At 46.1% G+C, this 13,661-nt stretch carries 8 protein-coding genes; all 8 read left to right on the forward strand.

Annotated elements, in window-relative coordinates; translation table 11 throughout:
• The first annotated feature begins 736 nt into the window (after nucleotides 1-736).
• The 8 genes from QUA27_RS26290 (at nucleotide 737) to QUA27_RS26325 (ending at nucleotide 13,271) form a co-directional block, all read left to right on the forward strand.
• A complete protein-coding gene (locus QUA27_RS26290) occupies nucleotides 737-1,933 on the forward strand; it encodes a glycosyltransferase family 2 protein (protein WP_333071884.1) in 1,197 nt (398 codons plus the stop codon).
• Nucleotides 1,934-2,528: 595 nt separating this feature from the next.
• The gene (locus QUA27_RS26295) at nucleotides 2,529-2,843 is read left to right on the forward strand and encodes a hypothetical protein (RefSeq protein WP_333071886.1); all 315 of its coding nucleotides are present in this window, start codon (nucleotides 2,529-2,531) and stop codon (nucleotides 2,841-2,843) included.
• 770 nt (nucleotides 2,844-3,613) lie between these two features.
• Entirely contained in the window at nucleotides 3,614-4,810 is a 1,197-nt protein-coding gene (locus tag QUA27_RS26300) for a glycosyltransferase family 2 protein (protein WP_333071888.1), read from the forward strand.
• Between the two features lie 282 nt (nucleotides 4,811-5,092).
• Complete coding sequence (locus QUA27_RS26305) at nucleotides 5,093-6,409, forward strand: glycosyltransferase family 2 protein (protein WP_333071890.1); 1,317 nt, start codon at nucleotides 5,093-5,095, stop codon at nucleotides 6,407-6,409.
• Nucleotides 6,410-6,666: 257 nt separating this feature from the next.
• On the forward strand, nucleotides 6,667-7,917 hold the full coding sequence (locus tag QUA27_RS26310; RefSeq protein WP_333071892.1) for a glycosyltransferase family 2 protein: 1,251 nt from the start codon (nucleotides 6,667-6,669) through the stop codon (nucleotides 7,915-7,917).
• Nucleotides 7,914-8,705 carry an ABC transporter permease gene (locus QUA27_RS26315; protein ID WP_333071893.1) on the forward strand — a complete coding sequence of 264 codons (792 nt, stop codon included), beginning with the start codon at nucleotides 7,914-7,916 and terminating at the stop codon, nucleotides 8,703-8,705. Before QUA27_RS26310 ends, QUA27_RS26315 begins: the two co-directional genes overlap by 4 nt.
• On the forward strand, nucleotides 8,706-10,778 hold the full coding sequence (locus QUA27_RS26320) for an ATP-binding cassette domain-containing protein (protein WP_333071896.1): 2,073 nt from the start codon (nucleotides 8,706-8,708) through the stop codon (nucleotides 10,776-10,778).
• 75 nt (nucleotides 10,779-10,853) lie between these two features.
• Nucleotides 10,854-13,271: a sulfotransferase gene (locus QUA27_RS26325; RefSeq protein ID WP_333071898.1), complete on the forward strand. Its 2,418-nt coding sequence runs from the start codon at nucleotides 10,854-10,856 to the stop codon at nucleotides 13,269-13,271.
• Nucleotides 13,272-13,661 lie beyond the last annotated feature (390 nt).

The raw sequence follows: 13,661 nt of genomic DNA on the forward strand, positions 1-13,661 counted from the left end.
GATCTTATCTTCTCTGCTTGACACTCACTCGTGAGGGTCAGTAACATGATACCTCATCTTTCTGATAAAGGCTATATGTCGTCGCTTAAATAAGTAGGTAAAAATATAGCTGATGTGGATCTAGTGTTGAACTCATACAGTGTTTTGTATAGGACGAGCCTTAGATAAAACGACCAATCCAAGACATACATGGTATTTGTCTTGGCGCAATTTGTTAGGTTTTAGCTTAAAAACATTAAGGGGCGCTCTCATTATTCTAACAACTGGATTGGGATTAGAGAATAATTACTGCTGGCGAAAGAAAGTTTTCATTGCGAGAGGGTTTAATTGTTTGGTATGTTTTAGAAAATAGTACCCGATCGCAATTAAAGCTGAAATTAGGGGCGCTCGCACCAACTGGGTGTTATCAAAAAATCTGGTTTTTAGATTTGGTATGAATGGGGAGGCTGGGGAGGGTGCCGATGGCCAATAACGGCTGCAATTGACACGTGCATCTAGCTGCGAAGGTTTTCGATAAAAAATATTATGTAGGAAAAAACTTGACATCAGCAGGTCATCGAAAGTAAAAATAAATAATAAGCATAACGAAATGAGGCTTTATCTTTGATTCGCGATAGACAATCGGCAAGTATGGCATTGAGAAGTTGCTATCCCCTAAAACAATTTCTGCTGAAATACATCCGGTAATATACGGAGTATCTAGGATTTTTTCGCAATCTAAAATCTAAAATCTAAAATGGCAACAGCTATTCTTGAGCTGGAAATCTCCAAACTCCCGCCAGAAATTACGGTTGAGGAGCGTTACAGCAAAGCCTTGATTTTAATTCGACTGCACGGAAAACCGATCGGTCAAGCTCTTTTGCCCGTAGTCGGAGGCCGCATTGGCGGTGACGAATTACGGAAAACACTGAGGAATGGTGCTGGTGACAACTTGTGGAAAAACTTGCTCTACGACACTCTAGAATGGGATGAGCGGGGACCAGTGGAGGCATTGCCGCTCGCCACAGTAGCGGTTTGCACGCGCGATCGACCGGAAGATTTGCGGCGCTGTCTAGACGCGCTGATGCTGCTGCCAGATGAGGGTCAGGAATACCTGGTAATTGACAATTGTCCCAGCACGGATGCTACCAAGGAACTAATCAAAAATTACCCAAAAGTCCGCTATGTGCGCGAAGACTTACCGGGATCGAGCGCTGCCCGCAACCGAGCTTTATGCGAAGCTAAACACGAATTCGTAGCGTTTACAGATGATGATGCTGCCCCCGATCCGAACTGGCTGCGATCGCTCTTGTGGAATTTTAGCGATCCGCGAGTGATGTGCGTCACGGGGCTGGTGATGCCCTTGGAACTGGAAACCGAAGCGCAAGAATGGTTTGAGTGCTACAGCCCTCACGGGCGGGGATTTGAGCGCCGAGTAGTTGACGGGGCGCACTGCAATCCTCTGATTGTGCACCTTGTGGGAGTTTCAGCGAGTATGGCTGTGCGGAAAAGTTTGATCGACTATATTGGCCTTTTTGACGAAGCTTTGGGGGCGGGAACACCTACGGTGGGCGGTGAAGACTGTGAACTATTTGCCCGCATTTTGCGCGCGGGTTACTGCATTGTCTACGAGCCGAGAGCATTGAGCTGGCACCGCCATCGGCGCACTTGGGAAGAATTGCAAAAAACGCTCCAAGGCTACGGAATCGGAGTCTATGCTTTCTGGACGCGGCTGTTTGTAATCAACAGAGAATTCAGTGTACCTCTATTAGCTTGGGGATGGCTGCGGTATAAGCAAATTCCTGAATTAATTGCTTCTTGGAGAAAGCAACCGGGCTGTATTCCTAGTGATTTACTTTTGGCTCAACTGCGGGGGTGCATTAGCGGGCCGATGGCTTATTTTTATTCTCGCAAGCGGTTGCAGGAACTTAAAGGGGAAGTCAATCGATTTTAGATTTGAGATTTACGATTTACGATTTACTCCACAGATGAATCTGGGAAATGAAACTAAGGTCTAAGCTTTTTCGATTAGTCATTAGTCAGGAGGAACAGGGAAGATAACCAACGGATGGTGTAATGGATTTAAGGGATTTAACAGATGAATATTGAGGGACCAGGGAAGAAGAAAGAATGTTTAAAAAAAATTAATCACCACTTATCAATTCCCAAATACCAAATACTAAATATCAAGGGTGCATCTCAGTGAAAGCAAATACATCAAGCGGAAAGTTAATTATTGAGATAAGCACAGGGCCGAAAATGGATAGAGGAAACACCTTAGACATTCCACGCTCACTCGATATTTTTACCCTTATTAAAGACAAGTGTTGCTGAGGGATAAGGCCACGTTTTATCAAGGTTGTCGAATTGAAGAATTAATTCAAAGTGCAGGATATAGACTGTTATATTTACCAACTTTCTCTCCGGATTTCAAATTGCATTGACCAATGCTTGTCTTTGCCGGGCAGTTTAATTCGTAAACTAAAGAATCAGTTTGATTCTTTAGCAGATGCGTTCGAGGCTGTTTTACGCATTGCGTCCTAACCGCTTTGGCGGGTGCTAGATCTTTTGCTTTAGCGCAGGATGCTGTGGGCTATCATTACGAACACGAAACAAACAATCTCGATCGCTCTTTCTGCCGCTCTCGTCAGGAAGGGCGCTCGAATGTTTTGAGCGGCGGCAGACACCCGGAACTGAGACCGACGCTGCACATCAAAGACTACGAAACTCCTTATTGTTTGGTAGACAAGATTGTGGTGCCACTGACGTTTTTCTTCCCGGCGGTTGTGGATTGGCTGGGTGTGGGAGTCAGGAAATTTCTGGATTTGCTCGAAAGCTTGGGGATGTGGGAAACTTGGCGGTGATTGCGGGCAAAATTGCGCGGTTATTGGTATTTTCGGGGTGTGATTGATGAACTCAAAACTAGATTAGCAATTTTTAGTTTTATGCACGGAGACCCGACGCGTGCTGATTTGGACAATCGCGAAAATGTGGGTCTGGCTGGTGAGAACACTCATCAAGTGGGTTGTATAGGAGTGATTCTTAGCTCAATGGGATCCTACAATACTCTATAATATATTATGGTTTTTTGTGCCGTTATACTTGACATTGGGCTTTATTGTCAAAAAAGAGTATTTTCTGGGCTGCGTCTCTATTTTGACAACTGGCTTGGGATTGCTATAGAAATACTACTTGCGAAAGTTGGAATTGCGAGAGTCCTTAATTGTTTGGTATATTGCCCTTGAATAGTACCCGATCTCAATTAAAACTGAAATGAGGAGCTATCGCACAAACCGGGTTTTGTCACAGACTCGGGTTTTTACAGGGTGCATTAATGGCGAGGCTTAGTGGCGGTCGGCTGCCAATAGCACCTGCAATTGACATAAGCCTCGACGAGGGATCGTTGCCGATGGTAAAAGTTGTGTTGGGAAAAAACTTGACATCAGTGAGTAATTGAAAGTAAAAATAAATAAAAGCAATAAAAACAATGAGGCTTTATCCTTGATTCGCGATAGGCAATCGGCAAGTATGGCATTGAGAAGTTGCTATCCCCTAAAACAATTTCTGCTAAAATACATCGGGTAATATAGGGAGTATCTAGGATGTTTTCGCAATCTAAAATCTAAAATCTAAAATGGCAACAGCTATTCTTGACCTGGAAATCTCCAAACTCCCGCCAGAAATCACGGTTGAGGAGCGTTACAGCAAAGCCTTGATTTTAATTCGACTGCACGGAAAACCGATCGGTCAAGCTCTTTTGCCCGTAGTCGCAGGCCGCCTTGGCGGTGACGAATTACGGGAAACACTGATGAATGCTGCTGGTGACAACTTGTGGAAAAACTGGCTCTACGACACTCTAGAATGGGATGAGCGGGGACCAGTGGAGGCATTGCCGCTCGCCACAGTAGCAGTTTGCACGCGCGATCGACCGGAAGATTTGCGGCGCTGTCTAGACGCGCTGATGCTGCTGCCAGATGAGGGTCAGGAATACCTGGTAATTGACAATTGTCCAGCCACGGATGCCAGCAGTGAATTGGTCAAAAATTACCCAAAAATCCGCTATGTGCGCGAAGATGTAGCGGGCGAGAGCGCTGCCCGCAACCGAGCTTTACGCGAAGCTAAACACGAATTTGTAGCGTTTACAGATGACGATGCTGCCCCCGATCCGAACTGGCTGCGATCGCTCTTGTGGAATTTTAGCGATCCGCGAGTGATGTGCGTCACGGGGCTGGTGATGCCCTTGGAACTGGAAACCGAAGCGCAAGAATGGTTTGAGCGCTACAGCCCCCACGGACGGGGCTACGAGCGCCGAGTGGTTGACGGGGCCCAATGCAATCCGCTGATTATAGCTCCAGTGGGGGTTTCGGCGAGTATGGCTGTGCGGAAAAGTTTGATCGACTACATCGGTCTGTTTGACGAAGCTTTGGGCGTGGGCACGCCCGCTAAGTGCGGTTCAGACAGCGAACTGTTTGCCCGCATTTTGCGATCGGGCTACCGCATCGTCTACGAACCGAGGGCTTTGAGTTGGCACCGCCACCGACGCACCTGGGAAGAACTGCGCAACTTGCTCCGATGCTACGGAATCGGAGTCTATGCTTTCTGGACGCGGCTGTTTGTAATCAACAAAGAATTTAGTGTGCCTCTATTAGCTTGGGCATGGCTGTATTACAAGCAAATTCCTGAATTATTTGCTTCTTTGCGAAAGCAACCGGGCTGTATTCCTAGTGATTTACTTTTGGCTCAAATGCGGGGGTGCATTAGCGGGCCGATGGCTTATTTTGATTCTCGCAAGCGGTTGCAGGAAGTTAAAGGGGAAGTCAATCGATTTTAGATTTTATAATTTAGATTTACTCCAAAGATAAATCTGGGAAATGAAACTAAGGTCTAAGCTTTTTGGATTAGTCATTAGTCATTAGTCAGGAGGAACAGGGAAGTCCGGCAACGGATGGTGTAATGGATTTAAGGGATTTAACAGATGGATATTGAGGGTAGAGGGAAGAAGTAAGAGTGTTGGAAAATTTAATCACTACTTATAAATCCCCAAATACCAAGTACCAAATATTAATTACCCAATCCCAAATAACAACTACTAATTACCAAATACCAATCTAATATGAATAGGGAAAATCCAACAATTAGCATAATTATTCCGAGCCACAATCGAAGTTCTTCGCTGCGGCGCGCTCTTGATGCTTTGCACTCGCAGACTTATCCGATCGACCTGCTCGAAGTTATTGTAGTTGCAGATAGCTGCATTGACGATACTTTGGCAATGCTACAAGACTACAAAGCTCAGTTTAAACTGCAGGTGATCGAGGTAAATTGCCGGAGCGCTGCCATCGCCCGCAATACAGGAGCGGCTTCGGCTACCGGGCAATTGCTGCTGTTTCTCGACGACGACATCGAAGCGCTGCCGCCTTTGGTGGAAAGCCACGCACGGGTTCACCGAGAGCGTCCAGGAGCGGCTGTCATGGGGCCCTATCCGCCTAAGTTGCACGGAGCAACTAGGTTTTTTGACGTGGAAGTGCGCTCGTGGTGGGAAGAGAAGTTTTATCAGATGAGCCAACCTGGTCACAGATTTACTTATCAAGATTTGCTCAGCGGCAACCTTTCTTTGGATGCAGAACTGTTTGCTCGTCTCGAAGGCTTTGATTCGGCTTTCGGGAACTGCGGCGGGGAAGATTACGAGTTTGGGCTGCGTTTGCTGAAAGCTGATGTACCTTTTGCTTTAGCGCAGGATGCTGTGGGCTATCATTACGAACACGAAACAAACAATCTCGATCGCTCTTTCCGCCGCTCTCGTCAGGAAGGGCGCTCGGATGTTTTGATTGGCGGCCGACACCCGGAACTGAGACCGATGCTGCACATCAAAGACTACGAAACTCCTTATTTTTTGGTAGACAAGATTGTGGTGGCGCTGACGTTTTTCTTGCCGGCGGTTATGGATTGGCTGGCTGTGGGAGTCAGGAAATCTCTGGATTTTCTAGAAAGCGTGGGGATGCGGGAAACTTGGCGGTGGTTGCGGGCAAAATTGCGCGGTTATTGGTATTTGCGGGGTGTGATTGATGAGCTAAAAAGTCGCTCTGCTATTTCTAGTTTTATGCAAGGGGGCCCGGCCCGTGCTGATTTGGGCGGACATGAAATTAACATTGATTTGCAGCAAGGTTGGGAAGCTGCAGAAAGTCTGCTGGATGCGGAACGACCGGCTGGGGTTTACCTGTATTACGGCCAACTGGCAGTCGGCCATATTTTTCCGCAAGCGGGCGCGGAACCGCTGCGGGGCGCTCACTTGCGATCGATTCTGGCGCTTCACTTTGCTCAATCGCTGGCTGGGGCGATCGCGGTTAACGGTTTGCCCCACAGTGCTGAAATGCTTGAAGAAAAACCTTTAGTTGCCTTTGAAACTTACGAGTTAGCAATTAATAGCTAAGTAAATAGGTGCAACTAAAGATTACATGATTCGGGCAGGTGAGTACCTTCATCTTCTCGCTTATATCTCGTTATGCTTAGCTAAACTAGCCCCTAGAAGATATTTTTTTTCGTGCATATCTACTGAATTCAGGGAAGTTAAACCAAAAACTCAAACCTCAAAACTTGGGAAATTGGAAATTTACAACCCCAAAGTTAAAAGTCCCAAGTCAAAACTTTTCTATCTAGTGCCCGCTGCAAAATTTTCAGGAGCAAGTTATGGCAATAAAAGTGATGGAGATTGAGTTTGCCGAACAGATTAATCCGATTAGGCAACTCGAACAATACGAAGGAGTTCGCATTTTAGTTCGCTACCGGGGACGGCCTTTGGGCTGGGCTTATGTTAGTAACAATCCCTGGGAACAAACAATTTCCGCTGAGCGAGTGCGACAAACAATTGTGGATCAGTTAGGAAAAGAGTTGGTGCGATCGACTTTAGGAGAGCAATTCGGCGCGGTTTCTGAAGCAGTGCCGGATCGCCACCTGCCACCAATTAGCGTTGTCATCTGCACGCGCGATCGTACAGATTTGCTCAAAGGCGCTCTGGAAGCTCTGCTCGCCCTCGACTATCCCGACCGCGAAATTATCGTTATAGACAACGCTCCTGCAAGCAGCAGCACCGCTGAATTCGTCGCGCGATTGCCGGTACGCTACGTCAAGGAAGAACGGCCAGGATTGGACTGGGCGCGCAATCGCGGGATCGCGGAAGCGCGACATGAGATTATTGCTTTTACTGACGACGACGTGCGGCCCGATCGCGGTTGGTTGCGGGCGATAGCTTCGGCTTTTGCTGACCCAGAAATTATGGCAGTTAGCGGTTTAGTGGCTGCTGCCGAACTGGAAACCTTGCCGCAACAGCAATTTGAACTGATATATGGCGGAATGCTGCAACACCTCGACCGCCACAAAACCTACGGTAGCAAGCTTTCTGTGCGGGAGTTGCTGTGGGCGAGCAAATACGGCGTGGGGGCGAATATGGCTTTCCGGCGGCAAGTTTTCCAGGCTGTGGGCAATTTTGACGTTGCTCTCGATGTGGGGACTGCGACTCGCGGTGGTGGGGATATTGAGATGTTTCATCGGATTTTGGCTAAGGGATACTCGACTTTTTATGAGCCGAGAGCTTTTGTGTGGCACTTGCACCGACGCAGCGCCGATGCTTTGAGCCGGCAGTTGCAGGATAACGGGCGCGGTTTTGGGGCTTATTTACTCACGTGCTATCGCAACCGCACTGTGCCGCCCTGGGAAATTTGGAAATTTGCTATGTTTCAGTGGCTTGGTTGGTGGCTGGTGCGCCGCTTGGCGGCTCCGGGTTTGCTGCCGCGCAAGTTGGTAGTCAGCGAGTTGCTAGGAGCTCTCGACAGTCCTTTTGCTTACAGAAAAGCGCAGTTGCAGGCGCAGCAGTTAGGTGAGATTGAGCCGCAAGAGCAGCTACAGTCTGAACCGCAGGAAGTTGCCGGAGGTGTGCGATGAGAAGTGTTCCAAGGCTGGGTTACAGGCGCAAAATCGCTCATTTCTTCGATTTGCTGCGGGTGTTGGTCGATCGCGATATGAAATTACTTTACAAGCGATCGGCTTTGGGGATTGCTTGGACTTTAATCAATCCGCTGTTGCAGTTAGCTGTATTTTCCTTTGTGTTTCGCTCTGTTATACCGATTAACATTCCGCAATTTTCTTCCTTTGCTTTCAGCGGTTTGTTAATCTGGAGTTGGTCTCAAACCGCATTATTTCAAGCAACGGGATTAATTACCAACAATAAAGCCCTAATCAGACAGCCTAATTTTCCCACGGCAATTTTGCCGGTAGTCACGACTATGACGGGGCTAATTCACTTTCTGTTAGCTTTGCCGGTGTTAATTATCTTTCTGGCAATTGATGGCGTTCAACCGAGTGCAGTGCTGTTTGTGTTGCCGCTGCTGATGGTTATTCAGTTTATTTTGACAGTCAGTTTGGCTTATCCCCTCGCCGCTTTGAATGTCACTTTTCGCGATACTCAGCACACTTTGGGCGTAGTTTTGCAGATGCTGTTTTACCTGACTCCGATTTTCTACGACCTCAACAGTGTCCCGAAAGAATTTCAGCCTTTTTATCAGTTAAATCCAATGGTGCCACTGCTTGGAGCCTACCGCGCCATACTGCTCAAGGGTACGCAGCCAGATTGGCTGGCACTGTTAATTGTTAGCTTGGTTGTGGCTGCTCTTTTGCCGATCGGACTGGGAATTTTTAGACGGCAAAGCAATACTTTTGTGGAGGAATTGTAAATGCGTCAAGCTATTGTTGTCAAGGGTTTGGGAAAACGTTTCAACCGCTACTCTGCCGATCGACCTTATACGATTATGGCGGCCGCTTTGGCGGGTTTTCGGCAGATGAAACCGCAGGCGCGTTTTTGGGCACTGCGGGATATCAATTTCACCGTTTCTCCCGGAGAAATGCTGGGAATTCTCGGGAAGAATGGCGCAGGAAAATCGACGCTGCTGCAACTTGTGGGCGGTATCGGCCACGCTCAAGAAGGAACTATTGAAGTTAATGGCCGAATTGGCGGTTTGTTGGATTTGGGTGCGGGTTTTCACTCGGATTTAACGGGCAGAGAAAATGTGTTTGTGGGTGCGGTGGTGGCCGGTTTGACTCGTCGGGAAGCGGCGCGCCGGTTTGATGATATTGTTGAATTTGCGGAATTGGAACAGTTTATTGATAGCCCGATGCGGACTTACAGTACCGGGATGCAAATGCGGCTCGCTTTTTCGGTGGCGGTACACACAGATCCAGAAGTGCTGTTAGTTGATGAACATTTGTCGGTTGGTGACGTGGCTTTTCAAAATAAATGTTTGAACAGAATCACGGAGTTTAAGAATCAAGGATGTGCGATTGTTTTGATTTCTCACAACGCGGCGCAAATTCATAAACTGTGCGATCGGGCTTTGTGGCTGAAATCAGGTGAAATCGTGGCTTACGGGGAACCAGAAGTGGTAGTCGGTCAGTATTTGTCCGAAATGCGGCCAGCAACCGAAAAACGCACTCCCATGCGTCCTCCTGAAGTGACGAGTACGGGTTCGCAACTGCGAATTAATGACAATCGCTTCGGTTCTTTGGAAGTAGAAATTACGGATGTTAAAGTGTTGCCGGATGATGAGATAAACAGTGGTGATTCTATTACTGTGGAAATTCATTATTCTGTACCGAAGCCAATTTCGGCTGCTATCTTTGGCGTAACAATCAGCCGGGAAGACGGTCAAAGTTGTTTTGAGACTAATACTAATCAAATGGGCAGATTGCTGCCGCTGGCGGAAGGTAAAGGCACAATCCGCCTGCACGTAGACAGGCTGGATTTAGGAAACGGTCAGTATTACGTGAATCCTGGGGTTTACGAGAAGAGTTTGGCTTACGCCTACGATTATCATTGGCACACTTATCCGCTGTACGTGCGATCGACTGTAAACCAAAAAACGATTCTTGCTCCGCCCTACCGCTGGGAATTTGATGGCAAAATGCAGGTTGCGGATTTACCAGAACCAGCCGATAAAGTTCATGCCTTGAATAAGGATAATCCCGCCTATGCCAAGATTTCGACTCAGTTGAAAAATAAGCAGGAACCAGACTTTTTAATTATTGGCGCTCAAAAGTGTGGCACGGAACCTCTATCCGGCTATCTCGCAAATCACTTGCAAATTATCAAAGATGGTTCCCGCAACATTCACTTTTTTGATTTGAATTTTGAGCGGGGCGTTGATTGGTACAGCAAGCAGTTGACGCGCAGTGTGGCGGATGAAAAGGTGTTGCTGTGGGAAATGACTCCTTACTATATTTATCATCCGTTGGTGGCAGAGCGGGTTTACAAGTGTTTCCCGAATGTTAAGCTGATTGTAATGCTGCGAAACCCGGTCAAACGAGCTTGGCTGCACTATCATTTAGAAGTGGCGATCGGCTGCGAAAAGCTCGATTTTGAAAAAGCGATCGCTTCCGAGCCCGATCGCCTAAAAGGTGAAATTGAAAAAATCAAAGCCGATAAAGATTATTACAGTTTCAACCACCAACATTATTCTTATTTGTCGCGAGGAATTTATGTTGAACAAATCAGGAATTGGCTCGATTATTTTCCTAGGGAACAGTTGCTAATTCTCAAAAGTGAAGATTTTGAGGCAAATACCGACAAAGTTTTTTCGGAAGTGTTAGATTTCTTGGAGATTAGTGCGATCGCAAGTAAAGAATATGAGATGAATACGATCGAGGAGTACAGCAAAATACCAGCAGCAATCAAACAACAATTAACAGATTATTTCACACCTTACAATCAGGAACTTTCTGATTTGTTAAAGCAGGATTTTACTTGGAGTTAGAATTGGCAGGTTGGGTTCTGAGAACGAAACCCAACCTACCTCAAAATATACCGTTAATTATGGGTGCAAAATCTTATGAAACGAATATTTCTAGTGGGAGCTCCTCGCAGTGGCACAACAATTCTTCAAAGCTTATTAGCCGCTCATCCCGAAGTCATTTCTTTTCCGGAATCTAAGTTTTTTCACTATTTGCTGTACGATCAGTTTGCGGGAAAGTTGCCCGGTAGAATGGAAGCTTTTTTGAGGGATGAGATTAAGCGTCCTGAACTTTTACAAGGTTTTGATGACAGCCAAACTGTGGAAGCTAAAGCTAGTTGGTTTGTCGGAGTTTTGGATGGTTTGGCTGCTGAACAAAACAAAAGCATTTGGTTGGAAAAAACGCCGGAACACATATATTTTATTGATGACATAGAGCGCTTTTTACCGGATGCAAAATTCATACATCTTTTGCGAAATGGTATGGATACAATAGCTTCTATGTATGAGGCTACTAGGAGTTTTAACGACTTGTGGGGCGCTGGTTGGGATTTAAACCACTGTATTGATCGCTGGGAACACGCGATGTTAACTAGCCACAAATATATTAATAAATCCAATCATATATTAGTTAAGTATGAGGAGCTTTTAGACAACAAAACAAAATTTTTAGGGGAAATTTGTCATTTTTTGGGCATTGAATATGACGGCGAAATGCTAGTTAATTATCAAAAACAAGCCGCGACTCTCAGTTTAAATCTACCTTGGCACAAAGGAATTGAGAGAGATGTCAAAAGTAGTAACGTTCACAAATATCATAAAATTTTCACGAGAAATGAAATCAGATATATTTTAGATAAAATTCAGCAAGTCAAGGGTGAAATTGCCTGTAAAGTTACGGTGGAAGTGACCGAACCAATTTCGGATATTTACGCTTTGCAAATATGCGATCGCCTGTCCTGTACGATCAAGCTAGAAGGAATTAAACTCGGTATTATTGAATTGCCGATTTGCGATGGCATGGTGGCGGCTGCGGTTTTGGCGGATGCGGTTGCAGCCCAGTTTGCTTGGCTAATTCTCGATCGCTTCTTTCAACGCAATCGCTGCGAAAGAGGCAATAAATTGTGGGAAACTTTGCTGGAACCATTGCACGCTAAACATGACTGGACGCTATTTTTGCAAGAATTATGGGGGCGCCCGCATTGGCATTTGGAGGATTTCTACAAGCCAGAAATAGCAGAGGAAGTCCCAACAATTACGATCGAAAAAGATTTGATTGCTGTAGAAATTAGCGAAGAATTTGCTAATATAAAAGTTGAGCTTTCTGAAATAGACGTGCTGGTGAAAGTAGGCGGGGTTGCTGTCGGTATTGTCACTGTTGCGGTGGAAAATAATTTTGTTTCTGCTCAAAAATTGCGATCGACAATTACTCGAAATATGAGTTTTGAGTTGTGCGTCACCGCCGTGCGAGAAGCTTTGCTGGGAAAACCACTCAACGGCAAGCAATGGCTGCGATCGCGCTTAGCCTCTTGTGCTCAACAAAGGTCGAATTTGCCCGACTCGTTGAATGCACCGGGTGCTGGTGGCATTTATCCCCAAAATGCGGTGATATTCGGCAGGCGATCGGGTGCGATCGGGACGAGTGTCAGCCGTCGCGCCTCACTCCCGGCGGCGGCGCTGCAGGAAATCGAGTCAGCCGCGGCAATCGCTGGGGAACCGACAATGCAAATTCCCCAAGAAAACGAGTTTCCAAAGCAAGTATTTTACGCACCGGAAATCATTGGCTCAAAATCTTCTTATCGGGAAGTATCTCACTCGGTGAAACCTCAAGTTTTGGACAATCATAGCGTTACACAAAAATTCCCGATTCTCTCGTACCGCCGCATTTCTCCTGACGGTTTAGACGCAGTTACTCCCCAGATTTTTGAACAACAGTTACACAATCTCAAAAATCAGGGTTATTACAGTGCGAGTTGGGAAAATTGGCGAAGCGCAAAACTGGCTAAAACTCCTTTACCCGGTAAAGCTGTATTGATGACATTTGACGGCGGCTATCTCGACTTTATCCAATATGCTTGGCCTGTGCTAAAACGCTTTGATTTTACAGGAACGGTTTTTCTTGTAGCGGAGTCAATAGGCAAGACAAATAGTTGGGAAAAAGCCGAATTTGAAGAAGTGCCGTTAATGGGATGGCCGGAAATTTTGCAATTGCGGGATGCAGGGATTGAATTCGGTTCTATGTCTGCTACTCATCAACCTTTGACTGCATTGTCGCCGACAGAAATTGTGCGGGAGGCAGTCAAATCCCGTGCTATCTTGGAACAGGGATTAGAGAAATCTGTTAAATGCTTTGCCTATCCTTACGGGGATTTCGATCCCATTGTAGCGCATTTAATAGGAGCTAGTGGATATACTTTTGGTGTATCATATCAATTAAATTTTAGCAGTTTTGACGATGCTTTATTGTCGCTGCCGCGCATTCAAGTCACCGCCGAAAATGCCTTAAAATTAGCTTAAATTAGCTTAGTAAGGTGCGTCTCAATCAGCGAAATTTTTCCTCAATCAACAATCTCTCAACGGACGCACCTTACAAGTGAAATTTATTAATTAATTCCTTGATTTCTCGCTGCAAATAAACGCCAAACCCTCGGGAAATTTTATCAAATTTATAATAAAATAAAATCTCCATAACATCTTCACTGTTCATATACTTTAAATAAGAAATTATTTTATCGGTCAGTTCATCATTAACATCATCGATATACTTTCTCACCGCCAATCTTTCCGAAATATTCCATTTCCGATCAAACTTGCGGTGCATTTTCCTCTCATATCAAGTCCGGTAGCACCGGACTTGTATGGTGGGCGTGGGAGCGCAATTAGCAGCCGCACGCTGGCCACCAATGA

Source organism: Microcoleus harperi Pol14_C6, assembly GCF_036701295.1.
In the GTDB taxonomy this organism is placed as follows: Bacteria; Cyanobacteriota; Cyanobacteriia; order Cyanobacteriales; family Microcoleaceae; genus Microcoleus.